The 23,292-nt window shown below is 59.8% G+C and carries 23 protein-coding genes; 6 read left to right on the top strand and 17 right to left on the bottom strand.

The window, feature by feature from the left end; translation table 11 throughout:
- The first annotated feature begins 18 nt into the window (after positions 1 to 18).
- Genes IF204_RS09610 through glmM form a run of 3 tightly spaced genes read left to right on the top strand, consistent with a single transcriptional unit; the run spans position 19 to position 3,279 of the window.
- A complete protein-coding gene (locus IF204_RS09610; protein WP_194096539.1) occupies positions 19 to 939 on the top strand; it encodes a dihydroneopterin aldolase in 921 nt (306 codons plus the stop codon).
- The gene (gene folP, locus IF204_RS09605; RefSeq protein ID WP_194096537.1) at positions 939 to 1,934 is read left to right on the top strand and encodes a dihydropteroate synthase; all 996 of its coding nucleotides are present in this window, start codon (positions 939 to 941) and stop codon (positions 1,932 to 1,934) included. The genes IF204_RS09610 and folP overlap by 1 nt, the downstream gene beginning before the upstream one ends.
- Position 1,935: 1 nt before the next feature.
- The gene (glmM, locus tag IF204_RS09600; protein ID WP_194096536.1) at positions 1,936 to 3,279 is read left to right on the top strand and encodes a phosphoglucosamine mutase; all 1,344 of its coding nucleotides are present in this window, start codon (positions 1,936 to 1,938) and stop codon (positions 3,277 to 3,279) included.
- Here glmM and IF204_RS09595 read toward each other — a convergent pair.
- Both IF204_RS09595 and ilvC read right to left on the bottom strand, forming a co-directional pair.
- Positions 3,264 to 4,172 (bottom strand): DMT family transporter, encoded by a 909-nt coding sequence (locus tag IF204_RS09595; RefSeq protein ID WP_194096534.1) that lies wholly within the window; start codon positions 4,170 to 4,172, stop codon positions 3,264 to 3,266. The genes glmM and IF204_RS09595 overlap by 16 nt on opposite strands.
- A 385-nt stretch (positions 4,173 to 4,557) precedes the next feature.
- Entirely contained in the window at positions 4,558 to 5,580 is a 1,023-nt protein-coding gene (gene ilvC, locus IF204_RS09590) for a ketol-acid reductoisomerase (protein WP_194096532.1), read from the bottom strand.
- Positions 5,581 to 5,717: 137 nt separating this feature from the next.
- On the opposite strand from ilvC, the gene IF204_RS09585 reads away from it, so the two are divergent.
- Complete coding sequence (locus tag IF204_RS09585; RefSeq protein ID WP_194096530.1) at positions 5,718 to 6,173, top strand: Lrp/AsnC family transcriptional regulator; 456 nt, start codon at positions 5,718 to 5,720, stop codon at positions 6,171 to 6,173.
- Positions 6,170 to 6,625: an Lrp/AsnC family transcriptional regulator gene (locus IF204_RS09580; protein ID WP_167636053.1), complete on the top strand. Its 456-nt coding sequence runs from the start codon at positions 6,170 to 6,172 to the stop codon at positions 6,623 to 6,625. The genes IF204_RS09585 and IF204_RS09580 overlap by 4 nt, the downstream gene beginning before the upstream one ends.
- Before the next feature lie 18 nt (positions 6,626 to 6,643).
- Here IF204_RS09580 and IF204_RS09575 read toward each other — a convergent pair whose 3' ends face one another.
- The 11 genes from IF204_RS09575 to trpS all read right to left on the bottom strand — a co-directional run bounded on the left by IF204_RS09575 (position 6,644) and on the right by trpS (position 16,311).
- Positions 6,644 to 7,444, bottom strand: a complete 801-nt coding sequence (locus IF204_RS09575) for a purine-nucleoside phosphorylase (RefSeq protein WP_194096529.1) — start codon at positions 7,442 to 7,444, stop codon at positions 6,644 to 6,646.
- Complete coding sequence (locus IF204_RS09570; RefSeq protein ID WP_194096527.1) at positions 7,428 to 8,414, bottom strand: ABC transporter permease; 987 nt, start codon at positions 8,412 to 8,414, stop codon at positions 7,428 to 7,430. The genes IF204_RS09575 and IF204_RS09570 overlap by 17 nt, the downstream gene beginning before the upstream one ends.
- A complete protein-coding gene (locus IF204_RS09565; RefSeq protein ID WP_194096525.1) occupies positions 8,414 to 9,511 on the bottom strand; it encodes an ABC transporter permease in 1,098 nt (365 codons plus the stop codon). Before IF204_RS09565 ends, IF204_RS09570 begins: the two co-directional genes overlap by 1 nt.
- Positions 9,511 to 11,046, bottom strand: a complete 1,536-nt coding sequence (locus IF204_RS09560; protein WP_194096523.1) for an ABC transporter ATP-binding protein — start codon at positions 11,044 to 11,046, stop codon at positions 9,511 to 9,513. Before IF204_RS09560 ends, IF204_RS09565 begins: the two co-directional genes overlap by 1 nt.
- Positions 11,047 to 11,121: 75 nt before the next feature.
- The gene (locus IF204_RS09555) at positions 11,122 to 12,117 is read right to left on the bottom strand and encodes a BMP family lipoprotein (protein WP_194096521.1); all 996 of its coding nucleotides are present in this window, start codon (positions 12,115 to 12,117) and stop codon (positions 11,122 to 11,124) included.
- A 147-nt stretch (positions 12,118 to 12,264) separates the two neighbouring features.
- Entirely contained in the window at positions 12,265 to 12,684 is a 420-nt protein-coding gene (gene rimI, locus IF204_RS09550; protein ID WP_194096520.1) for a ribosomal protein S18-alanine N-acetyltransferase, read from the bottom strand.
- Positions 12,681 to 13,265 carry a tRNA (adenosine(37)-N6)-threonylcarbamoyltransferase complex dimerization subunit type 1 TsaB gene (gene tsaB / locus IF204_RS09545; RefSeq protein ID WP_194096518.1) on the bottom strand — a complete coding sequence of 195 codons (585 nt, stop codon included), beginning with the start codon at positions 13,263 to 13,265 and terminating at the stop codon, positions 12,681 to 12,683. Before tsaB ends, rimI begins: the two co-directional genes overlap by 4 nt.
- The gene (locus IF204_RS09540) at positions 13,255 to 13,821 is read right to left on the bottom strand and encodes a NifU family protein (RefSeq protein WP_194096516.1); all 567 of its coding nucleotides are present in this window, start codon (positions 13,819 to 13,821) and stop codon (positions 13,255 to 13,257) included. The genes tsaB and IF204_RS09540 overlap by 11 nt, the downstream gene beginning before the upstream one ends.
- Positions 13,822 to 13,949: 128 nt before the next feature.
- The gene (locus IF204_RS09535) at positions 13,950 to 14,297 is read right to left on the bottom strand and encodes a hypothetical protein (protein ID WP_194096514.1); all 348 of its coding nucleotides are present in this window, start codon (positions 14,295 to 14,297) and stop codon (positions 13,950 to 13,952) included.
- A 294-nt stretch (positions 14,298 to 14,591) separates the two neighbouring features.
- Complete coding sequence (locus IF204_RS09530; protein WP_167636063.1) at positions 14,592 to 15,047, bottom strand: universal stress protein; 456 nt, start codon at positions 15,045 to 15,047, stop codon at positions 14,592 to 14,594.
- A 238-nt stretch (positions 15,048 to 15,285) separates the two neighbouring features.
- A complete protein-coding gene (trpS, locus tag IF204_RS09525; protein ID WP_194096512.1) occupies positions 15,286 to 16,311 on the bottom strand; it encodes a tryptophan--tRNA ligase in 1,026 nt (341 codons plus the stop codon).
- Positions 16,312 to 16,402: 91 nt separating this feature from the next.
- Here trpS and IF204_RS09520 point away from each other — a divergent pair, with 91 nt between their 5' ends.
- Positions 16,403 to 17,122, top strand: coding sequence for a rhomboid family intramembrane serine protease (locus tag IF204_RS09520; protein ID WP_194096510.1), 720 nt, complete (start codon positions 16,403 to 16,405; stop codon positions 17,120 to 17,122).
- Here IF204_RS09520 and murJ read toward each other — a convergent pair whose 3' ends face one another.
- The 4 genes from murJ to IF204_RS09500 form a co-directional block, all read right to left on the bottom strand.
- Positions 17,123 to 18,667 (bottom strand): murein biosynthesis integral membrane protein MurJ, encoded by a 1,545-nt coding sequence (gene murJ / locus IF204_RS09515; RefSeq protein WP_194096508.1) that lies wholly within the window; start codon positions 18,665 to 18,667, stop codon positions 17,123 to 17,125. It lies immediately after the preceding gene.
- A gap of 80 nt (positions 18,668 to 18,747) precedes the next feature.
- Positions 18,748 to 19,257: a hypothetical protein gene (locus tag IF204_RS09510; RefSeq protein ID WP_194096506.1), complete on the bottom strand. Its 510-nt coding sequence runs from the start codon at positions 19,255 to 19,257 to the stop codon at positions 18,748 to 18,750.
- Positions 19,257 to 22,079: a [protein-PII] uridylyltransferase gene (locus tag IF204_RS09505; protein WP_407658910.1), complete on the bottom strand. Its 2,823-nt coding sequence runs from the start codon at positions 22,077 to 22,079 to the stop codon at positions 19,257 to 19,259. Before IF204_RS09505 ends, IF204_RS09510 begins: the two co-directional genes overlap by 1 nt.
- Positions 22,039 to 23,217 (bottom strand): penicillin-binding protein activator, encoded by a 1,179-nt coding sequence (locus IF204_RS09500; RefSeq protein ID WP_194096504.1) that lies wholly within the window; start codon positions 23,215 to 23,217, stop codon positions 22,039 to 22,041. Before IF204_RS09500 ends, IF204_RS09505 begins: the two co-directional genes overlap by 41 nt.
- Positions 23,218 to 23,292 lie beyond the last annotated feature (75 nt).

Below are 23,292 nucleotides of genomic sequence, written 5' to 3'. Positions count from 1 at the left end.
CGTCGATGGAAAACTGCTATGAACAACGACATCCGCATGGCCTTCGCCCACCCGTCAGAGCGTGCCGAGGCCAGCGCTACCCAACCCTGCGACCGTATTTCGCTGCGTGATTACACCGTCGAGGTCGAGATCGGCGCTTTCCAGCAGGAGCGGGGACACCTCCAGCGCGTACGTTTCAATGTCGTTGTCGAGGTCAAACCCCAGACCGGCGAAATCGACGACGACGTTGATCGGATTCTGTCTTACGACCGCATTACCGAAGCTATCGACGGCGAGCTTGGTGCTGAGCGCATCAACCTCCTCGAAACGCTGGCTGCACGAGTGGCCGAACGCATCCTGCGCGAGCCGCAGGCGCTGCGCGTATTCGTGCGGATCGAAAAGCTCGACCGTGGCCCGTTCTCGCTTGGTGTCGAAATCGTGCGCGGCAAAGGCGAGGTTGCCCGTTCGGGACAGGACCACGTTGCTGTTCCCCATCCGCGCGTCCTGTTTCTGACCAATGACGCGATCATGTCTGACCGCCTTGGCAGCTGGCTCGATGAACTCGCCGCTGACGAGGCTCCGCTCATTATCGCCGTGGGCGCGGCTGATGTGCCTGCGCCGCAATCCTCGGCCGCTCTCGCGCAGCGCCGGATTGATCTGTTGGCCATCGAACAGAACGCTTGGGTTCTGGCTGGCCGCGATAAACGCTGCGTTGTCGTTGGCACGCGTACCGAGCTCGATTGGGCGATGAAGCATAACCAGATTTGCGTTTGGGCGCCGTCCAAGATCGTCCTTGATGCGGTAGAAAGCCCGAGCGCCGATCCGCGCGACGCTCTCCAGCTGGTATCGTGGTTCGCCGAACACTACGAAGCCGCCGAGCTGCTGGTCGTCGGTGCGGACGCTCCGATCTCTGCCGTGCCGGTGCGTGCGGTGCCTGTGGACGCGGGCAAACTGCTCTGATGCGCTACTACCGACCGATCCCGATGATGGACGCCGCGCGCCCCGAAGGTGCGCGGCAACTCGCAGGTGGTTGGTGCTGGTTCGACCGTGTCGAAGTGCTCGAACGCGGGCAGGCACCGCGCGTGGTGCCACTGTCCGAAGTGCCGGATGACCAGATCACAGCCATGACTGCGCCACGTGCGGATATCGCTGACCTGACGATGCGCACGCCGCAGATCATGGGTATCCTTAACGTGACCCCCGACAGTTTCAGCGATGGCGGCAAGTTCGACACTGCCTCTGCGGCGCTGGCACAGGGGCAGGCGATGATGGCGGACGGTGCGACGATCATCGACATCGGCGGCGAAAGTACGCGCCCCGGTGCTGCCGAGGTCGAAGTAAACGAGGAAGCCGCGCGTGTTGCGCCTTCGGTAGAAGCTCTGTCAGCGCACACCGTCGTCTCCATCGACACCCGCAAGGCGCTGGTCGCGCAGAAGGCTGCCGATCTTGGTGCTGCGATCCTGAACGACGTCTCCGCGATGGAGTTCGATCCGGAGATGGTGAACGTCGCCGCGAACACCGGCCTGCCGATCTGCCTGATGCATTCGCAGGGCACCCCCGAAACCATGCAGAAGGACCCGAGCTACACGGACGTCCTGCTCGATATCTACGACTATCTGGAGGCCCGCATTCAGGTCGCAGAGGCCGCAGGCATTCCGCGCAGCCGCATCATCACCGACCCAGGGATCGGTTTCGGAAAGACGCAGGCGCATAACCTTGCGCTCTTGCGGCGGATTTCCCTGTTCCACACGCTTGGTTGCCCTATCTTGCTGGGTGCGAGCCGCAAACGTTTCATCGGTGAAATATCAGGTGCGCAGGATGCTGCCCAAAGGGTGGCCGGATCGGTCTCTGTGGTGCTTGATGGCATTCGTCACGGGGTGCAGATCGTCCGCGTGCATGATACTTTGCCCACGAAACAGGCTCTCAGCCTGATGATGGCAATCAACGAGGAATAGAATGAGCCGTAAACTGTTCGGAACCGACGGTGTCCGTGGCAAAGCCAACCAGTACCCGATGACCGCCGATATGGCGCTGAAAATCGGAGCTGCTGCAGGACGCTATTTCCGCAACGACGGCTCGAATGGCCACCGCGTTGTCATCGGCAAGGACACGCGTCTGTCTGGCTATATGTTCGAAAACGCGCTGACAGCGGGCCTGACCTCGACCGGCATGAACGTGCTGTTGTTTGGTCCGATCCCGACCCCTGCGGTAGGGATGCTCACGACCTCCATGCGTGCCGACGTCGGCATCATGATTTCGGCCAGCCATAACCCGCACCACGACAACGGCATCAAGTTCTTTGGCCCTGACGGCTTCAAACTGTCCGACGTCGCCGAGGCCGAGATCGAAGAGCTGGTGTTCAACGAAATTGCGCCGGCCAAGGCTGAAAACATCGGCCGTGCCAAGCGCATCGACGACGGCCGTTTCCGCTATGCCGAGCGCATCAAGTCCACGCTGCCCGCTGGTCGCCACCTGACCGGCCTGAAGGTCGTGGTAGACTGCGCCAATGGTGCTGCCTACCGCGTTGCGCCCGAAGTCCTTTGGGAACTCGGTGCTGAAGTCATCCAGATCGGCACTTCGCCGAACGGTAAGAACATAAACGATAACTGCGGCTCGACATCGACCCGCACCGCGTCCGAAGCGATCGTCGCGCATGGCGCTGACGTGGGCATCTGCCTCGACGGTGACGCCGACCGCATTATGATCATCGACGAGAACGGCAACGTCGCCGACGGCGATCAACTCATGGCGCTGATGGCGACCCAATGGGCTGCCGAAGACCGCCTGCGCGGCGGTGCGTTGGTTGCGACCGTGATGTCGAACCTCGGGCTGGAGCGCTATCTGGACGGGCAGGGTTTGCGCCTCGAACGCACGGCTGTGGGTGATCGCTACGTTGTTGAACGCATGCGTCAGGGTGGCTTTAACCTTGGGGGTGAGCAGTCGGGGCACATCGTGATGACCGACTATGCGACCACTGGAGACGGCTTGCTCGCCGGCCTTCAGTTCCTGTCGGCGATGGTGCAAACGGGCAAGCGTGCGAGCGAGCTGGCAAAGACGTTCGAGACGGTGCCGCAGATGCTGAAAAATGTCCGATATGCGGCTGGTTCCGATCCGCTGAACGCTGCGACTGTGAAGGCTGCGATTTCAGATGCCGAAGGACGCCTCGAAGGCAAAGGCCGTCTGCTGATCCGCAAATCCGGCACCGAACCGCTCGTGCGTGTCATGGCTGAATGCGAAGATCCTCACCTGCTCGAACAGGTCGTGGATGCCATCGTGGCCGAGGTTCAGGCGGCCGCCTGACCAAAGCCGAACAGGCGGCGCAGGCTACGCCACTGGCTGACGCACAGTCCGGTCAGGATCAGAGCCAGCGCCGCAAAGAAGCGGAGCGGGAGTTCTTCGTTCAGAAGGAACGCTCCGCACAGGACCGACCATACGGGCACCTGATAATTTACCAGCGTCATAAAAACCGAGCCTGCGCTGCGGATCACGAGCGTCCGCAGGAGAGCTGCGAGTGCTGTGGGGAAGAACCCGAGGAAGATGATGGCGAGGCCCGCGCGGTCTGGTTGCCATGCAGGTACGCCTTCGACGGCGAGCATGGCGGGGATCAGCAGAGCCGATCCGACAACGAGTGTCAGCGCAGTCATCATGATCGGGTCAATGGGCGGGCAGCGGCGCGTCATGATCGAAGAACCTGCATAGGATACCGTTGCCGCAAGGCAGGCGATCTGGCCCAGCGGCTCCACCCCTGTGCCGATGCGCAGCGCGGACGGGCCAATCAGCACAAGCGCGCCTGTGAAACCGATCACGACGCCGAGCGTCCGGCGCATGTCCAACCGCTCATCAGAGAAGAAATGCGCCAGTGGCAGCACGAACAGCGGCAGCGCCGCCATCGAAATTCCCGCAAACGCGGACGGCACATACTGCTGGCCCCACGAGAGCAGGACGAACGGCAGCGCCGTATTCGTTGCGCCGATGACCGCCAGATGGGGGAAGGTGTTCCGCTTGGGTAGGGGAGCTTTCAACGCCAATGCCAGCGACAACATCGCTATCGCGCCGAGCGTTGTGCGGGCGCAGGCCACGGTGATGGGTCCGTAGCCTTCGAGCGCGATGGACACCACCATAAAGGTGCCGCCCCAGATTAGTCCGAGGGCGAAAATCGAGAACCAGTTGGCGGGCGTGGGCTGCGAAGTCATAGCGCTCTTTGACCACTTCGTAGAGGGGCTGTCTACTCGGCGCTATGCGCATTTGTGAATGTTGAAATCTATCAATTTGCGCTCGCGAGCTATCCCGTTGGGATAAGGCAGCGATTTCGCGGGCCGACTACTTTTGAGGAACAGGCAAAGGAGTTGGTAATGATTCGTATCCTCAAATCTCTCATCAGCATCTCGGACGCAAACACCGATCGCTATTCCCCCAGCGGTCTCAAAGTGCCCATGTCGGCGCGCCGCCGCCGCTGATCCGCTCCGTCAGCTAAGAATTCCAAAGCGTCCTTCGGGGCGCTTTTTTGTTGCTTATCCATCGGCCCAAACAAAAAAGGCCCCGCAAATGCGAGGCCCTTTCCGTAATGGATACAGTCGATTAGTTCTTCGACTTGTCGACCATCTTGCCCTTGGAGATCCACGGCATCATTTCGCGCAGCTTGGCGCCGGTCGCTTCGATCAGGTGCTCGTCGTTTGCACGGCGCGACGCTTTGATGGTCGGCTGGCCAACAGCGTTTTCGAGCATGAAGTCGCGAACGAACTTGCCCTGCTGGATGTCGGTGAGGACGTCCTTCATGGCTTTCTTGGTCTGCTCGTACGGCAGGATGCGCGGGCCGGTGACGTACTGGCCGTATTCTGCGGTGTTCGAGATCGAGTAGTCCATGTTGGCGATGCCGCCTTCATAGATCAGGTCAACGATCAGCTTCACTTCGTGCAGACACTCGAAGTAGGCCATTTCCGGTGCGTAGCCGGCTTCAACCAGAGTTTCGAAGCCGCAACGGATCAGCTCGACGAGGCCGCCGCAGAGAACTGCCTGTTCGCCGAAGAGGTCGGTTTCGCACTCTTCACGGAAGTTGGTTTCGATGATGCCCGAGCGGCCGCCACCGATAGCCGAGCAGTACGACAGACCGATGTCCAGCGCCTTGCCGGTTGCGTCTTGGTGAACTGCTACGAGGCACGGAACGCCGCCGCCTTTGACGTATTCGCCGCGAACGGTGTGACCCGGACCCTTCGGCGCCATCATGATGACGTCAACGCCTTCGGGGGCTTCGATCAGGCCGAAGTGAACGTTCAGGCCGTGTGCGAAAGCAATAGCAGCGCCCGGCTTGAGGTTGTCTTTGACGTACTTCTTGTAGGTCTCGGCCTGGAGTTCGTCGGGCATGGTGAACATGATGACGTCGCACCATGCAGCAGCTTCGGCGATACCCATGACCTGAAGACCTTCACCTTCGGCTTTCTTGGCCGACGGCGAACCTTCGCGCAGAGCGATGACGAGGTTCTTGGCGCCCGAGTCGCGGAGGTTAAGCGCGTGGGCGTGGCCCTGCGAACCGTAGCCGAGGATGGCGACTTTTTTGTCCTTGATCAGATTAACATCGCAATCGCGATCGTAATAAACGCGCATTGGGGCGCTCCTTGTCATGTCGTTTCGATTAGGGGCACCCTACGCCCCGCGAATAGTGAACGCGAGACTGCGGCGAATAGAAAATGTCGTCAAAAGCGATGTTGTTATTCGTCGGTTGGTCGAATATTGATAAATCTATGCTTGATGATGTCGATCGCCGTATTCTGCGCCTGATGCAGTCCGACCCGTCGCTGACCGTGCCGGAACTGGCCGAGTCGTGTGGCCTCACTGCCAACCGCGCCACCCGCCGGATCGAGAAAATGCGTGAAGCTGGCATCCTGATCGGGCAGGAGGCGGTCATCGACTGGAAGGCGCTCGGCTTTGACGTGGCGGTGTCGCTCCGCATCACGCTAGATAAAGCCGCCCCGCGTTCATTCGACGATTTCCTCGATGCCGCGCGGCTTGTGCCCGAAGTGATCGAAATCCAGACTTTCCTTGGCCGCGTAGACGTGCGCCTCCACATCGTTGCCCGCGATCTCGCGCACTGGCAGGCCATCTACCGCGATCAGGTTCTGAACTTGCCGCATATTGCGGAGATCGAAGCGCTGATGACCGTGGCGTCCGTGAAGCGCGAAGAGGTGCTGCCGCTATGATTGACCTTGACGACCTCGACCGCAAAATCCTCCGCAGTCTTCAGCAGGACGCCACGCAGTCCGCTAGCGTTCTGGGGCGTAGGCTTGGTCTGTCGCAGCCCGCCACGTGGCGCAGGATCAAACGACTGGAGCAGGCGGGTGCGATTGCTGGGCGTCGGCTGGTATTGAACCGCGAACAGCTTGGGTTTGGCGTGACTGTGTTCCTCGGCGTCAAACTGGTCGCCAAGGGCCGTGTGAGCCTTGAGGACTTCGAACGTGCGGTGTCCGCCATCCGCGAAGTGCAGACGGTGGAGCATGTGCTCGGCCTTTACGACTACCGTTTGCGGGTGGTGGCGACCGACCTTGCAGACTTCGAACGTATTCTGCGGCGGCGGATCATGACGCTTCCGGGCGTCGGGACAGTCGAAGCGAACGTGCTGCTGTCCGAAGAAAGGCGCCCCGGTCCTCTATAGGGCCGGGCGCCTCTGATTTTACAGGTCTCGCAGGAAGCGGCGCAGGACCTTTTCCAGCTTTGCGGCGCCGAGCGGCGCCATCGCCTTGGTGTGTTCGTGGCTGATCGCCTCGTCGCTCATGCCCGCAGCCATGTTGGTGATCGTGGAGATCGCCGCAGCGCGCAGACCCATGAAGCGAGCGAGGATGACCTCGGGAACCGTCGACATACCCACCGCGTCAGCGCCGAGCGTTTTGATCGCGCGGATTTCGGCGGGCGTCTCGAACGAGGGGCCGGAGTACCAAGCATAGATACCCTTGTGCATCTCGACCTCTTCGGCCTCCGCAGCGGCGAGCAGCTTGTTGCGCAGCTCGGGCTCGTAGGCGTCCATCATCGGCACGAAGCGTTTGTCCGTCGGCTCACCGATCAGCGGGTTAAGACCGCTGAAGTTGATGTGGTCGGTCAGCGCCATGATTGAACCGGTCGGCATGTCAGCCTGCAGCGATCCAGCCGCATTGGTCGCGATCACGGTGTCCGCACCCAGTTCGCACAGAACCTCAAGCGGGACGCGCATCTCGTCAGGCTTGCCGCGTTCGTAGTAATGCGCGCGGCCACCGAAGACAGCGACGCGGACGCCTTCGAGCGTACCGATGACGAGGTTCGGGTTGTGGCCCGACACGCCAGCGTGCGGGAAACCCGGAAGCTCCGAATAAGGGATCGCCACGCCTTCGACAGCGCCAGCAAGGTGGCCGAGACCCGATCCGAGGATCAGGCCCAGTTTGACCGGTGAGTCGCCCGCGTGTTCGCGGATGGTTTCGATGAGTTTAGCGTTCTTTGACATAAGCCTCTCCACCCGCACGCGGCGGGATCGCTTTGCCGACGAAACCGGCAAGCACAATAACAGTCAGCACGTAGGGCAGGGCGTCCAGAACCTGAGTCTGGACCTTGAAGCCGATAGCGCGCTCAAGGATGTCGGGGCGGATCGCCAGCGCTTGGAGATAACCAAACAGCAGCGTCGCACCCAGTGCGTACCACGGACGCCATTTGGCGAAGATCAACGCGGCAAGGGCGATATAGCCGCGACCAGCGGTCATCTCGCGAACGAAGCCCGCCTGAATACCGGTCGACAGGTAAGCACCCGCGATACCGGTGAGCACGCCGCAGATGATGACGGCGGAATAGCGCATCCGCTGGACCGAAATACCTGCTGTATCAACAGCACCGGGGTTTTCACCGACGGCACGCAGACGCAGACCGAAGCGGGTGCGATAGAGGAGCCACCATACCAGCGGAACGATGAGCAGTGCTGCGTAGGCGATGATGGTGTGACCGGACAAAAGCTCCGAATAGACCTTCATACCCCAGTCGGCCTTCATGATATCGCGGATCTTGGTTAGCGCGCCCGGGAAAACGATGGGATCGAAACGTGCGCCACCAGTCAGCGACGGCGTACGGCCACCTTGGCCAAACCACGCCTGCGCGGCGATGACCGTAATGCCCGAGGCGAAGAAGTTGATCGCAACGCCCGAAATGAGCTGGTTGCCACGGAATGTGATCGACGCAAGGCCGTGCAGCAGCGAAAGGACGACCGACGAAGCGATACCCGCAAACAGGCCGATCCAGACGTTGCCGGTTTCGAACGAAACCGCAGCGGCAAAGAAGGCCGAGATCAGCATCTTGCCTTCAAGGCCGATGTCGAACACGCCCGCACGTTCCGAAAACAGACCAGCGAGACAGGCAAGGAGCAGCGGGACAGCGAGGCGGACAGTGCCGTCTAGAACCGCAATGTCGAATAGAGCCAAGAGATCCATCAGTTGGCCTCCTTATTGTTGCGGATCATCAAGAAAATCTTCTCGATCGGCATCCGCACCATGTTGTCCAGCGCGCCGGTGAACAGGATTACAAGCGCCTGAATGACGGTGACCATTTCGCGGGGAATGCGCATCTCTGCCGATAGTTCCGCGCCGCCTTGGTAAAGCGCACCGAAGAGGAGCGCGGCGAGCAGGATACCGAACGGGTGGTTGCGGCCCATGAGCGCCACAGCGATGCCGATGAAGCCAGCGCCTTCGACAGCGTTCAGGACGAGTCGCTCTGCTTCACCCATGACGTTGTTAATCGCCATCATGCCTGCGAGGCCGCCGGAAATCAGCATGGCGACCATGATGATCTTGGTTGGGTTGATGCCTGCGTATTTCGCCGCCGGTTCGCTTTCACCATAGGCGCGGGTCTCGTATCCGAGCTTGGTGCGCCAGATCAGCGCCCAGACGCCCACACAAGCGATAAGCGCCACAATCAGGGCGACGTTGGCGGGGCCGGTGCGAGCGAACTCGATCCCGAAGAAGCCAAGGACTTCGGACAGGTTCGGCAGGTGCGTGTTAGAGGCGAAAGAAGGCGTCGCGGCTTCCATGCCTTCGGCCTTGATCGGGCCGTTCAGCAGGTAGTTCAGCAGCGGATAGGAGATGTAGTTGAACATGATCGTGGTGATCACGATGTGGCTGCCGCGCTTGGCTTGCAGGTAGGCGGGGATCGCTGCCCACGCTGCGCCGAAAATGGCAGCGGTCGCGCCAGCGCCGATCAGCGCGATTGTCCAGTGCGGCCACGGCACATAAAGACACGCAAGTGCAGCGCCCAGACCGCCCACATACGCCTGGCCTTCTGCGCCGATGTTGAACAGGCGCGCATGATAGGCGACCGCAACGGCGAGGCCGGTAAAGATGAAGTTGGTCGTGTAGTACAGAGTGTACGACAAGTTCGTTGACGTGCCGAGCGCGCCACTGATCAGGATGCCGAGCGCCTCGATCGGATTCTGGCCGATAATCAGCAGAACGATGGCCGAGATAATCGCCGCAAGCAGCAGCGAGATCAGCGGGACGAGGACCACGTCGGCCCAGTTAGGTATCTTTTGCATCAGGCAGTTTCCCTCTGCATACCGGCCATCAGAAGGCCGAGTTCGTTGACGTCTGTTTCATGCGGAAGGCGCTCGCCCATGATCTTGCCGTCAAACATGACAGCGATCCGGTCCGAGAGGGACATGATCTCGTCGAGTTCGACCGACACAAGTAGGATGGCTTTGCCCTGATCGCGAAGCGCGACGATCTGCTTGTGGATAAATTCGATCGCGCCAATGTCGACACCGCGGGTCGGCTGGCCGATCAACAGAATGTCGGGGTTACGTTCGATTTCACGGGCCACAACGATCTTCTGCTGGTTGCCGCCCGAGAAGTTTTTGGCAGCGAGCATCGGGTTCGGCGGGCGAACGTCGAAACGCTCCATCTTTTCGGCGGTGTCGCGGATGATCGCGGCATTGTCCATAATGAGGCCGTTTTTCTGGTAACGCTCGTCCATGTGGTAGCCGAAGGCCGTGTTTTCCCAAGCCGAGAAATTCAGGATCAGACCTTCGCGGTGGCGGTCTTCGGGCACGTGCGAAATGCCTGCACGGCGGCGGTCCTGACCGTCTGCCTTGGACGACAGGTCGATTTCCTGACCGTTCACCAGCACTTTGCCGCTGGCCTTGCGGTAACCGCCAAGGACTTCGAGCAATTCCGACTGGCCATTGCCGGCAACGCCAGCGATGCCGAGGATCTCGCCCGCGCGGATGTTGAAGGACACGTCTTTGACGCGGTGGACGCCCTGATTGTCGGTCACATCCAGATGCTGCACGTCGAGCACCACTTCACCCGGTTTAGCGGGGATCTTGTCGACCTGCAGAAGCACCTTACGCCCGACCATCAGCTCCGCCAGTTCCTGCGGATTGGTTTCTGCGGTCTTTACGGTTGCGGTCATCTCGCCACGACGCATGACCGACACGGTGTCGGTGATGTCCATGATTTCACGCAGTTTATGCGTGATCAGGATGATCGTCTTACCCTCTTCGCGCAGACGGTCGAGGATGCGGAACAACTGGTCCGCTTCCGCAGGCGTCAGAACACCCGTCGGCTCGTCGAGGATGAGGATGTTGGCGCGGCGGTAGAGCGCTTTCAGGATTTCGACGCGCTGTTGCATGCCGACGCCAATCTCTTCGATGACGGCATCGGGATCGACGTTGAGCCCGTATTCGTCAGCCAGAGATTTCAACTCGCGGCGCGCTTTGCTCAGCGAGGGACGGAGGAGAAAGCCATCCTCGACGCCCAGAATGATATTTTCGAGAACGGTAAAATTCTCGACCAGTTTGAAATGCTGGAAGACCATCCCGATACCGGCTGCAATTGCCGCTTCACTGTCGGGGATTTCGGTCTGTTTGCCGTTGACCCAGATTTCTCCGGAGTCGGCTTTGTAGAACCCGTAAAGGATCGACATGAGCGTTGATTTGCCCGCGCCGTTCTCACCGATAATGCCGTGGATGGTACCGGGCATAACCCGGATTGAAATGTCCTTGTTCGCCTGAACGGGGCCGAATGCTTTGGAAATGCCCTTAAGTTCAATGGCGGGAGCGATGTCGTTCATGCTTGTCCCTCGGGTCGGAAAGCGAAAGCCGCGCCGAACAATGCGGCGCGGCCTCGTGATCAGATAGTGCTGGAATTAGAAGTCCAGAACCGGGCAGGTTTCGTCCGACATGTAGTCGTGAACAGCCAGCTCGCCCGAAGCGATCTGAGCGGTCGCTTCTTCGACAGCTGCCTTCATTTCGTCGGTGATCAGCTCTTCGTTGTACTCGTCGAGAGCGTAGCCAACACCGTCGTTGTCGAGGCCCATGACCTGCAGGCCGACTTCAACGTCGGTACCGGCCGAGAAGGCATCGTAAACAGCGTTGTCGACGCGCTTGAGCATCGAGGTCAGAACCGAACCCGGCTGCATGTAGTTCTGGTTCGAGTCGACGCCGATCGAGTAAACGCCCTGGTCGGCTGCGGTCTGGAGAACACCAACGCCGGTGCCGCCAGCAGCTGCGTAGATTACGTCAGCGCCTTGGCTGATCTGGCCGAGGGTCAGTTCCGAACCTTTAACCGGATCGTTCCAAGCTGCCGGAGTAGTACCGGTCATGTTGGCGATGACGGTCGCGTCCGGGTTCACAGCCAGAACGCCCTGTGCGTAGCCACAAGCGAACTTGCGGATGAGCGGGATGTCCATGCCGCCGATGAAGCCAACGGTGCCGTCTTCCGACGCCATAGCTGCCAGCATACCGACGAGGTACGAACCTTCGTGCTCGTTGAAGACGACCGAACGGACGTTCGGAGCATCGGTGACCGAGTCGATGATGGTGAACTTGATATCCGGATAATCAGCAGCAACGGTTGCCAGCGGGGTGCCCCACGAGAAGCCAGCCATGACGATCGGGTTGTAGCCGTCTTCGGCGAAGCGGCGAATTGCCTGCTCACGCTGAGCGTCCGAGGTGATTTCGGTTTCGGCAAAGCTGCCGCCGGTTTCTTCGGCCCAACGCTGCGCGCCGGTGAAGGCTGCTTCGTTGAACGATTTGTCGAACTTACCACCGAGATCGAAGATCACGGCGGGATCGGCCATGGCGGCGCCTGCGGTCAGGGCCAGCGCGGTCGATGCGCCGAGGAATTTGGTGAAGAGGCTCATGGTTATTCTCCCAACTGGATTGTGGGACCGTCCTTACTGGTCGGTCCTCGACATCTTCGTGTCTGCCTTAATTAGAGGCGCGGGTAAGCGACAGGGTCAACCTGAATCTCGCGTCATTTGATAGAGATTTGATCGCGTGATCAAAGTTTACGCCGCCTTTAGTGTAACCTGCATGAGTAATGCATCATGTGACGTTCCGTCACCTACCGCGTAGTACCCGCGGCGCAATCCCGAATCAGAGAATCCGAAACTGCGGTACAGTGCGATCGCGGCAGAGTTGTTGACGTTCACTTCCAAAAAAACGCGCGTCACGCCGCGGGCTTGCACCGCTGAGAGTAGCTCCGTCATCAGCTTGCGTCCCTCGCCGGCGCGGCGCGCATGAGGATCGACGGCGACTGTCAGAACTTCGGCCTCATCCAGAATGACCTGTCCCATAGCAAAGCCATTGTCCGTACTGACCGTGACCACCTTCGGGTCCGATCTGAAGCTGTCCAATTCCTTCGCAGACCACGGGCGGGGCACAGTGAAGCTCCGCGCGTGGATGTCGGCCATCCGGTCCGTGATCATGTCAGAATTTTCGGGGCTGCATCGCGCGGCGGGGCGGCGTCTGCAGCGCGAACATAGAGCGGGGCAGGGCGCGGCTGCTTGGTCGTTGCGCGCTCCGCGGCGATGCGGGCGACATTCTCGATGAGCTGATGGGCTGTCGGCTCTGGCACGATGGGGTAGGGCGAGGCGTCTTCAGCGCTGCGCATCTCCGGCGCGCTGTTATCATCACGGACGTAAACCTGACCGCGCGGCGCAGAGATCACAGTGGTAACGGGGCCTTCGCTGCCATAGGCGCGGGCATCAAATCCGTCGACACCGATCGCCGGAATGCCGAGGCCGAGCGCGATGCCTCGGGCGGCGGAGACGGAAATACGAATGCCGGTGAAATTACCGGGGCCAATACCCACGCCAATCGCGCCGAGGTCGGCCATTTTCAGGTGATGTTCCGTCAGCAGTTCTTCGACCAAAGGCATCAGGCGCTCGGCCTGTCCCTTGGACATCTCTTCGACCCGCGTATGCACGGTGCCGTCGGCCAATAACAAAGCGGCGGCGCAATGCGCCGCCGATGTATCAAAAGCCAGTACTGGTCGATCAAACCGCAACGGGGCGGACCTCGAGCACTTCAGGAACGTAGTGGCGCAGCAGGTTTTCGATGCCCATCTTCAGCGTGAGAGTAGACGAGGGGCAACCGGCGCAAGCGCCCTGCATGTGCAGATAGACAACGCCGCGGTCAAAGCCGTGGAACGTAATGTCGCCGCCATCCTGCGCAACGGCCGGGCGCACGCGGGTATCGAGAAGCTCTTTGATCTGTTCGACAACAGCCACGTCTTCTTCCGCAACGTGTTCGGAGTTGTGGCCACCACTCGCGTCGGTGCCTTCGATGGCCGAAGCGCCAGACTGGAAGTGCTCCATAATCGCGCCGAGGATCGCAGGCTTGATATGGTCCCACTCGACCGAGTCCTCTTTGGTGACGGTTACGAAATCGTTGCCGAAGAACACACCAGCAATGCCGCCGGTCGCGAAAATGCGGCTGGCCAGCGGGGATTTCTCAGCGGCGGTCGCGCTCGGGAAATCGGCGGTGCCTGCTTCGAGTACGGTCTGGCCCGGAAGGAATTTCAGCGTCGCCGGGTTCGGCGTGGATTCGGTCTGGATAAACATGATGGCCAACCCTTTCTGTCAGGGTTGTAAAATGGTGGGAGCCATCGGGAATGTCAATGTTTAGAACAATTCTAAAAAGAAAAAGGGCCGCCGAAGGCGACCCTCTTCCGGAGTAATCCGAAAACGAATTACATGTCGGTGGTGTACATGGTCTTCGAAGCGACAACTTCACCGTCCACGGTCAGGGTGACGAGGATCTGGTCAGTGGTCGAGTAGTCGTCGATGTCGACAACAACGTTCGAAGTCAGGCCACCGTCGATCAGGTCGGTACCCAGCAGGGCGCCCTGCTCGTTACCCGAGTAGTCGTAGATCGAGATGACGCCATCAGCGGGAGCCATTACGGTTTCCAGGGTGATTTCCGAACCCAGAACGACGTTGTCGGCTTCGTCGAAGTAAGCGTCAGCGCTGCTCAGAGCGAAAGCGCTCGAAGCGATCATGGTAGCAGCGGCGGCAGCGGCAAGAGTGAACTTTTTCATAATATATAACTCCAGTTATCTAAGGGCGACGCGGTGTATTGCGCCGTTTGTGCTATTCGATATGTGCCTGATTTCCGGAGAGTGAAGGGGCGAAAAGTCGAAAAGATTTTTGCAATTTTGGCTATAAAAAATTGAACTTTTAAGGTGCTCGGGAGTTCTGGCGAGGTTCCCGACATTTCGATTCACTCGTGTGTGCATCAGCGCGCAGAAGTGGATGGAACCGGCAAAAAAGCGCGCAGAAAACTGCGCGCTTGACCCAAAAAAAAACTGAGATTTTTTCGATGTTTTTTCTTCTCAGGTGATCATCTCGAGCTTTTCTTTGCTCAGATCGCCCGGAACGATAGTAATCGGGATGGGCAAACTACCCGATTGACGCGTCAGTTGGCTTACGAGAGGGCCAGGACCCTTCTTATCGTCGCCTGCGCCAAGCACTAACACACCGATGTCGGGATCCGTACTCACAACATCGAGAATCTGCGGGACCGGCTCGCCTTCGCGTATCACCAATTCGGGGTCGATGTTCTGACGGTCGCGCATCCACTTCGCGAAAACCTCGTAATGGGCCACGATCCGCTCGCGCGCTTCTTCGCGCATGATCTCGCCCACGCCAATCCAGTGATTGAACTCGTCGGGAGTGATGACCGACAGGATGGTGACGCCGCCGCCAGTATTGTGCGCACGCATCGCGGCGAAGCGCATGGCGTTCAAACATTCACGGCTATCGTCGAGCACGACTAGGAATTTACGCATGAAGGTCCCCTTTGTTCGGGGATATTGTCGGAAGCTTCGGTCACTTGCAATGATCGTTGTGGCGGCCGCTTTCGCCTCTGGGGTGAGCCTCAAAAACAAAAGCGCGCCCACGCCGGGGCAAGCGTGGACGCTAGGTATTCTGCCAGCGGGGACACGCTGGACTTGGACCGGCGACGGACAGGAACACCGGCTAGGCCAGCGTTCATTGATTCCGTTTCAGCTATGTGACGCTTCGATGTCAGCCGCGAAGAAGACCGACGATATCGTAGGTTTGCTTCAGGATCGGCTGCGCAATCTCGCGGGCACGGTCAGCGCCGCGGGTTAGTAAGCGGTCGATTTCAGCCGGATCGTCCATCAGGCGCTTCATCTCGGTGGAGATCGGCGCAAGCTTTTCAACAGCGAGATCGGCGAGGGCCGGTTTGAACTTGCCCCAACCTGCGCCCGCGTACTCTGTAATGACCTGTTCGTTGGTCATATCGTTGAGCGCGGCATAGATGTTGACGAGGTTGCGCGCCTCCGGACGGTCCGTCAGACCTTCCAGCGTTTCCGGCAACGGTTCGGCATCGGACTTCGCCTTCTTGAACTTCTTGGCGATCTGGTCAGCATCATCAGTCATGTTGATGCGTTCCATGTCGCTCTCGCCCGACTTCGACATCTTTTTCGAACCATCGCGCAGGTTCATTACGCGCATGGCAGGGCCTTCGATGACCGGAGTGGTCTCGGGGAAGAAGTCGACTTTGAAGTCGTGGTTGAACTTCTTTGCGATGTCGCGGGTCAGTTCGACGTGCTGCTTCTGGTCCTCGCCGACCGGAACGTGGGTCGCGTGATAGAGCAAAATGTCGGCCGCCATCAGGGACGGGTAGGCATAAAGGCCGAGCGAGGCCTTTTCAGCGTCCTTGCCCGAACCGGCCTTATCCTTGAACTGCGTCATGCGGTTCATCCAGCCCACGCGGGCGACGCAGTTGAAAATCCAGCCCAGCTCGGCGTGTTCCGCGACCTGCGCCTGATTGAACAGGATCGACTTCTCGGGATCGATGCCCGAGGCAAGGTAGCCAGCGGCAACTTCACGGGTCGCGTTCGCCAGTTCCTTGGGATCCTGCCAGACGGTGATCGCGTGGAGGTCTACCACGCAATAGATCGTCTCGAACTGGCCGCCCTGCATATCCACGAAGCGTTTGATCGCGCCGAGATAGTTGCCAAGGGTCAGCCCGCCCGAGGGTTTGATGCCAGAGAACACGCGGGGCGTGAAATTGTTATCGGTCATCTGAAACCTTCCGGGTCTGGATTTACAGTGCGCGAAGGCTTACCGAGGGGGAAAAGTCGCGTCAATGCGATGTGTCCACGGAGGCGAGACAATGGAGCAGGAACGAGTCATTAATCCCATTCCGCCTGCAGTTCTGGTGCTAGCGCTGCTGATGGTCGGGATCGAACTGGTGATGCAACTGGCAACCGCCGGTCTGGCGGGCGGTGCGCAGGGCGTCGGCTGGCGCGCGGATACGATCAACGACTTCGGCTTTTTCCCCGCCATCCAGCACGAGATGTTTGCGCGCGGGACGTTCCCGTTTGACTACCTCTACCGTTATGTCACGTACCCGTTCGTCCATAGCAGCCTGATGCACGCTGGCTTTGCTGCCGTCATCACTCTGGCGGTCGGCAAGTTCGTCGGTGATCGCTGGCACTGGGCCTCGGTCGTGACGGTGTTCTTTTCCTCGGCCATCGTAGCGGCAGTGATCTTCGGACTGATCGCGCCCGAAAACTGGCCGTACTACGGCGGCTACCCAGCGGTTTACGGCCTGATCGGCGCGTTTTCCCACATCATGTGGGTTCGCCTTGGCCAGCAGGGCGCGAACCGTTGGAAGGCGTTCAGCATGATCGGCATCCTCTTGGTCATCCAGATCATCTGGGGCCTGTTCGTAAAGCTGATCTACCTCATGGGGTACGGCGGCGATGCGACCCCGATGATGCTCTATCTTGGCATATCGGAGTTCGCCGGTTTCGCGACAGGATTGATCCTATCGCCGCTCGTTGGACCCGGCGGATGGCAAGGCTTCCTCGCACGGATCCGTCAGCGCTGATTAACGGCTGCGGCGGAACGCTCCGGCAAATTCCCGAATACGGAACGCGCCGATGAGCTGGCCGACGATGAAGTAGCTAACCATGCCGATCATCACGAGGATGAAGAGTGCCAGATACCGGACGTGCGGCAGGCCGAAGAAGAATGCCGCACTGCCGTAGCTGAACCAGAGCACGGCGCCCATCGCGAATGATGCAAGAACGATCCGCCAGATGCGGCGCTTGAAGCGGGCGTCGAACTGCGCGGCTTCACCCATCGGGCGCGACATGATCCAGAGGATCAGCACAGCTACCCATGCCGAAAGCGTCGTCGCAATTGCCGAGGCGATGAAGCCAATGAACGGCGCAAGGCCGATCGCCGCCGTGGTGGTAATGGCCAGCGAGGCCAGCGCGATGTAGAACGGACGGCGGGTATCTTCACGCGCAAAGAACAGCGGCTGGAGCGTTTTCTGCATGACGAACGCGGGCAGGCCGAGGCCATAGACGGCGACCGCAATTGCGGTGTTCATCGTGTCGTCACTGCCGAACGCGCCGCGCTCGAAAAGTACCTGCACCAGCGGCACAGGAATGACCATCAGCGCAACGGCAGCGGGGACGGTCAGCGCCAGCGACATCTCGCAAGCACGGTTGAACGCATCGCGGCTGCCGTCGATATCACCGCCACGCAAACGGCGGGAAAGGTCGGGGAGGAGTACCACGCCAATCGCAATGCCAACCACGCCGAGCGGCAGTTGATAGAGGCGATCGGCGTAGGACAGCCACGCGACGGCTCCGTCAAAGAAGCTGGCGATCTGGCGACCGATGAGCAAATTGACCTGAACGACACCGCCCGAAAGCGCAGCGGGAGCTGCGATGATCGCAAGGCGCTTCAGCTCCGGCGTGAACTTCGGACGGGTGAAGCGCAGCGTGAAGCCCGCTTTATGCGCCGCGTACCAGACTAGCGCCATTTGCGCGAAACCGGCGAGCGGCACGGTCCAGACCAACGTGTCACCAACGGGCCAACCGAGCGCGTGTCCCAGAACCATGCCTGCAATAAACAGCACGTTCAGCAGAACAGGCGCAGCAGCGGCAGCTGTGAAGCGACCGATGGAGTTCAGCACGCCCGATAGCAAAGCAGCCAGCGAGATGAACAGGATATAGGGGAACGCGATACGGCCATAATCGACCGCGAGGTCGAACCGCTCGTCACCTGCAAAGCCCGACGCCATCGCCAGCACGAGCCACGGCATCGCTGCCATCGCAATCACAGTGAAGACGATCAGGACTGTTGCGAGGCCGGTGAAGGCGTCATTGGCGAACTTCTCCGCATCCTCGCCCGCTTCGAATTTCTTCGAAAACATCGGCACGAACGCCATGTTAAACGCACCCTCGGCAAAGAAGCGGCGGAACATGTTGGGCAGTGAAAAAGCGATCAGGAACGCTTCGGCGACAGGGCCGGTGCCGAGGTAGGCGGCGATCATGATGTCGCGCACAAAACCCATCAAGCGGGACGCAAGCGTCCACAGACCGACAGTGAGAAAGCCGGAGACAAGTCGAATGGGTTTCATAGGTTTGGAAAGTCCTGCGTTGAATAATGTGGCCTGTCTACTGGCAGGGCCTTGTAATGACTATGGAGAATTCGTGCAGTTTATATAGGGCGTTTCATGACCAAGACAGACGTCCATGCCCCAGGCCCTGACGGATTGAGGCGGATGAGAAAAATGCCCCAACGATCCGGCTGCCCATAGGTGCCCGCCACCCAGACGCGCGACAGATCGACGGTTTCCAATCGGCCTTCGGGATCATCCTGCAATTTGGGAAAATGCACCGCGACCCATTCTGTGGCTTTTTCCAATAGCAGAGCTTGCTCGTCGGCGCTGAAGTAGGGTTCGGCCTCGGTGACCTCGCATCCTCTGTCCGAGAGCGAGACCATCAAACGGTCCTGCGCCGAGAAATATGATACAGAAGCATCCTGCTGTTGGCGCAATTCGAGGCCCGCAAGGTCAGGTTCCTCATGGTTGGCGAACGGCAGGCAGACTTGGCTTAACAGATCGACATACGCAGTCACGCGGTCGAACCGTCCAAAATGCCAGCGGGCGGCCATACCTATGGCCACCCCGAGAACGACGATGATGACGAAAGCCAGAGCTTTCCTCATCAGACCGTCGCCCGTTCCACACCCATACGGATTGCTTCGCGCAGTTTCTTCTCCAGCGCGGCGCGGCGGTTTTCCTGATGGAATTTCAGGCCGAACATGTCTTTGACATAGAAGGTGTCGACAACCTGCTCACCAAATGTCGCGATCATTGCCGAGGCAATATAGACGTTGTCGGCCGCCAGAACGCGGGTCAGGTCATGCAAAAGGCCCGGCCGGTCGCGCGTGTCGACTTCGATGATGGTGTAGATATCCGAACCCTCGTTATCGAAGAGGATGTTGGTCTTCACCTTGAACGCCTGCTCGCGTTTCTTGAGCTTGTCGCGATCCTTCAGTGCCTCACGAGTAATCACCTCACCCCGCAGGGTCCGGTAGATCATCTGCTGCAAGCGGGGCAGGCGGCTTGCCTCATAGGGATGGCCGTCGGCGTCCTGCACCCAGAAGATCGCGGTCGCATAACCATCCTTCGACGTGTCCGTTCGGGCGTCGACAACGTTCGCACCGACAAGCGCCAGCGCACCGGTGAGGCGGTTGAACAGACCAGGGTGGTCGGCCATAGCAAAGCACGCACGGGTCGCATCGCGGTCAGGGTCAAGCTTGAGGTCGATCTTGATCTCGGTATCGGTGATGTTGCGCAGAAGTTCCGCGAATACCATGTGGACCGAATTGGGTAGGCCCTGCCAATAGGGACCGTAATGGCGGCCCATCTCGGTGCGCAGATCTTTCGCATCCCAATCGCTCAGAGCCGCGCGAAGGGCTTTCTTCGCCTCGTTCTCGCGGGTTTCACGGTTGATCTCTTCCAGACCGTTTTCGAGCGCGAGACGGGTTTCATTATAGAGACCGCGTAGCAGCATGGCTTTCCAGTTGTTCCACGTGCCGGGGCCAACGCCGTTGATATCGCAGACCGTCAGAACCGTCAGCAGATCAAGCCGTTCGACCGACTTCACCGCTTTGGCAAAATCGCGGACGGTGCGCGGATCGCTGATATCCCGTTTCTGCGCCATGTCCGACATCAGCAGGTGATAGCGGACCAGCCATTCGACCGTCTCCACCTCTTTTTTGTTGAGGCCAAGCCGCGGAGCAACCTTGCGGGCGATCTGGGCGCCGACGACGCTGTGATCTTCAGGACGGCCTTTGCCGATATCGTGTAGCAGGATCGCAATATAGAGGATCTTGCGGTTCACGCCGCCGCCCAGAATGCTGGAGGCCACAGGCAATTCCTCAACCAGCTCACCGCGTTCGATCCGCGCAAGGTGACTGATGCACTGGATGGTGTGCTCGTCCACGGTAAAGTGGTGATACATGTTGAACTGCATCATCGCGACGATGGGGGCGAATTCGGGCATGAACGCCGAAAGCACACCGAGTTCGTTCATGCGACGCAGCGCACGTTCGGGGTTGCCGTGTTTGAGCAGCAGATCGAGGAAAATACGGTTCGCTTCTTTGGAATTCCGCACGTCGTCGGTGATCAGATCGAGGTGCGAGGCCAGCAAACGCATGGCGTCCGAGTGCAATAGCGTCCCTGTCCGCAGTGCTTCTTCAAAAATCCGCAGCATGTTGACGTTGTCCGAGAAGAACGCTGTCTCATCGGCAATCGTCAGGCGGTTCTGCTTGATCGCGTAGGGCGGGCGGGCACGGCGGCGGCGCGACAGAAGACGCGTGAGCATCGGCTCGGCCTTGGTGTGCGTGGCTTCCAGCGAGGTAAGAAAGATACGGGTCAATTCGCCCACGCGGGTGGCGTGGCGGAAATAGTCCTGCATGAAGTGCTCGACAGCGCGGCGACCGCCGTTGTCGTTGTAGCCCATGCGCTCGGCGACCTCGACCTGAAGGTCGAACGTCAGCTGGTCCATAGCGCGTCCGGTAATCAAGTGCAGATGACAACGCACGGCCCAAAGGAATTCCTGTGCCTGTTCAAAGGTCGCGAATTCGTCGGCAGTGAAAACGCCGCGATCGACCAGTTCGGACGGGTCCTCGACCTGATTGACGTACTTCGCGATCCAATAAAGCGACTGGAGGTCGCGCAGACCGCCTTTGCCTTCTTTCACGTTGGGCTCAACGACGTAGCGCTGGCCACCTTGCTTGCGGTGACGTTCGGAACGCTCGGTCAGCTTTGCTTCGATGAAGTCAGCGGCGGAGTTGCTGAACAGATCGCTCCAGAGTTTTTCCTGAAGCGACTTCGCGAGCTTCTTGTCACCGTCGAGGAAACGTAGCTCAACAAGGCTGGTGCGGATCGTGTAATCTTCGCGCGCGAGCTTGAGGCAGTCTTTGACGGTGCGGCTGGCGTGGCCGACCTTCAGGCGCAAATCCCAAAGGATATACAGCATCGACTCGATCAGGCTCTCGGCCCAAGGCGTGATTTTGTACGGGGTCAGGAACAACAGATCGACGTCGGAGTGGGCAGCCATCTCTCCGCGACCGTAGCCGCCAATGGCCACCAGCGCGAGGCGTTCGCCGTCGGTCGGATTGTGCAGGGGGTGCAGCTTTGTGCGGGCGACGTGGAGCGTCGCGCGAACCAGACCATCGGTCAGGAAAGTATAGCTGCGGGTAACGGGGCTGGCGTCGAAGGGACGCGCGGCAAAGGAGGCGGCGATGGCGGCAACACCGCGTTTGCGGGCCGCCATCAGAATTTTGACCGTCTCTTTGCGGATGTCCATCGCATCCGTCAGATCCGCGATTGCGGTATCGATTTCAGCAATGACTGCATCTTTGTCAAAGATATCGGCGGCCGTGCAAATCAGGCCTTCGGCCGCCGTTTCGTTCGGGGCTTGCGTGAGGAGTGTCGGCTCAGAAGCCGAATCCCGCAAAGCTTCTTGGGGCAGGTTCAAGGATTACCACCTGATTGTTCTGGATCTGTGCGATAGCGAGTGCTCGCTCGTTTGTACCATTAGGAAGCAGACGGAACACCCCTTGCGTGCCTTCGAAGCCCTGAGTTTTCGTCAGGCTGTTGCGGGTGAGGGCATTGGCGTCACCACCGGCAGCCAGAGCGCCGATTGCAGCGATGCCGTCAAACGCCAGACCTGCAAGCGGGTGCGGCGCCGAGCCGTATGCTTGCGTGTAACGGCTTTCGAACAGGTTCATCATGTTGGTGTCCGGTACTGCGAAGATACCGTTCTGGAGACCGGGAAGCGAAACCGCTTGGCCGGCAGCGTCCCAACGGGTCAGGCCGACAAAGCTCGACGAGTCGACACCCTGCTCCGACAGACCGGTTGCGATGATCGGAAGGTCGGCGTTGATGCCGCCGGTCAGGACAACAGCGTCTGCACCGCTCGACTTGATCGCGTTGGCAATCGGGCCTGCTGCGCTGATGATCGCCTGCTGCGACATGCCGTAGCTTTGTACGGTCGACAGAGCGACACCTGCGTTGCGCGCGGCATTTGCAGTGGCATCACGGCCAACGGAACCCTGAAGGTCTTCACCATAAACAACCGCAACGTTGCGGCGACCCTGACGGGCGGCATAGCTGACAAGGCGGTTTGCGGTGTTCTGGAAGGTCGCACCCAAAATGAACACGTTGTTGCCTGCGATGCTCGCGTTATTCGAGAACGCCAGCACGTTCACGTTACGGCCTGCAACGGCAACGCCGGCAGCGTTTGCAGCTTCGGCATAAAGCGGTCCGAGGATAACTTTAGCGCCGTCGTTGACCGCTTGGGTCGCAACGGCAGCGGCCTGCGCAGGGCTACCTGCGGTGTTATACACGCGCAGATCGACGGTCACACCGCTCAGGTCGGCCATTGCCAGACGCGCAGCGTTTTCGAGGTTCTGGGCGAGGATGTTGTCGGATTCTTTCGCCGAGCCGCCCGGAACGAGCAAGGCGACCTGAACAGGCTGGCTCGGATCGATACGTGCGCCGGTGTTTCCGCCGGTGCTGCTGACCGGCACATCACATGCCGCGACCCATACCAGCGATAGTAAAGCAAAAATTCGTGCGGCCCACGACCGGACGGTGCTGGAAAAATTCATCATGAAATATACGCTCCCTACTTGCATGGCCGGTGCCTTCGCGGCATCCCCCAGCAAACGTTAGTTTAACGGGATAAT

Origin of the sequence: Marivivens aquimaris, assembly GCF_015220045.1 — a bacterium.
Lineage (GTDB): Bacteria > Pseudomonadota > Alphaproteobacteria > Rhodobacterales > Rhodobacteraceae > Marivivens > Marivivens aquimaris.
This window is presented reverse-complemented; position numbering and strand designations above follow the sequence as displayed.

Coding starts and splice junctions, on each gene's coding strand:
- IF204_RS09570 (WP_194096527.1), bottom strand. CDS start 8,414: ATGGATCTCTTGGCTCTATTCGACATTGCGGTTCTAGACGGCACTGTC.
- IF204_RS09575 (WP_194096529.1), bottom strand. CDS start 7,444: ATGTCAAAGAACGCTAAACTCATCGAAACCATCCGCGAACACGCGGGC.
- IF204_RS09530 (WP_167636063.1), bottom strand. CDS start 15,047: ATGCGTAAATTCCTAGTCGTGCTCGACGATAGCCGTGAATGTTTGAAC.
- murJ (WP_194096508.1), bottom strand. CDS start 18,667: ATGAAACCCATTCGACTTGTCTCCGGCTTTCTCACTGTCGGTCTGTGG.
- glmM (WP_194096536.1), top strand. CDS start 1,936: ATGAGCCGTAAACTGTTCGGAACCGACGGTGTCCGTGGCAAAGCCAAC.
- IF204_RS09595 (WP_194096534.1), bottom strand. CDS start 4,172: ATGACTTCGCAGCCCACGCCCGCCAACTGGTTCTCGATTTTCGCCCTC.
- IF204_RS09510 (WP_194096506.1), bottom strand. CDS start 19,257: ATGAGGAAAGCTCTGGCTTTCGTCATCATCGTCGTTCTCGGGGTGGCC.
- IF204_RS09560 (WP_194096523.1), bottom strand. CDS start 11,046: ATGAACGACATCGCTCCCGCCATTGAACTTAAGGGCATTTCCAAAGCA.
- IF204_RS09500 (WP_194096504.1), bottom strand. CDS start 23,217: ATGATGAATTTTTCCAGCACCGTCCGGTCGTGGGCCGCACGAATTTTT.
- IF204_RS09610 (WP_194096539.1), top strand. CDS start 19: ATGAACAACGACATCCGCATGGCCTTCGCCCACCCGTCAGAGCGTGCC.
- IF204_RS09585 (WP_194096530.1), top strand. CDS start 5,718: ATGCTTGATGATGTCGATCGCCGTATTCTGCGCCTGATGCAGTCCGAC.
- trpS (WP_194096512.1), bottom strand. CDS start 16,311: ATGACCGATAACAATTTCACGCCCCGCGTGTTCTCTGGCATCAAACCC.
- IF204_RS09535 (WP_194096514.1), bottom strand. CDS start 14,297: ATGAAAAAGTTCACTCTTGCCGCTGCCGCCGCTGCTACCATGATCGCT.
- IF204_RS09565 (WP_194096525.1), bottom strand. CDS start 9,511: ATGCAAAAGATACCTAACTGGGCCGACGTGGTCCTCGTCCCGCTGATC.
- folP (WP_194096537.1), top strand. CDS start 939: ATGCGCTACTACCGACCGATCCCGATGATGGACGCCGCGCGCCCCGAA.
- IF204_RS09540 (WP_194096516.1), bottom strand. CDS start 13,821: ATGTTTATCCAGACCGAATCCACGCCGAACCCGGCGACGCTGAAATTC.
- rimI (WP_194096520.1), bottom strand. CDS start 12,684: ATGATCACGGACCGGATGGCCGACATCCACGCGCGGAGCTTCACTGTG.
- IF204_RS09520 (WP_194096510.1), top strand. CDS start 16,403: ATGGAGCAGGAACGAGTCATTAATCCCATTCCGCCTGCAGTTCTGGTG.
- IF204_RS09580 (WP_167636053.1), top strand. CDS start 6,170: ATGATTGACCTTGACGACCTCGACCGCAAAATCCTCCGCAGTCTTCAG.
- ilvC (WP_194096532.1), bottom strand. CDS start 5,580: ATGCGCGTTTATTACGATCGCGATTGCGATGTTAATCTGATCAAGGAC.
- IF204_RS09555 (WP_194096521.1), bottom strand. CDS start 12,117: ATGAGCCTCTTCACCAAATTCCTCGGCGCATCGACCGCGCTGGCCCTG.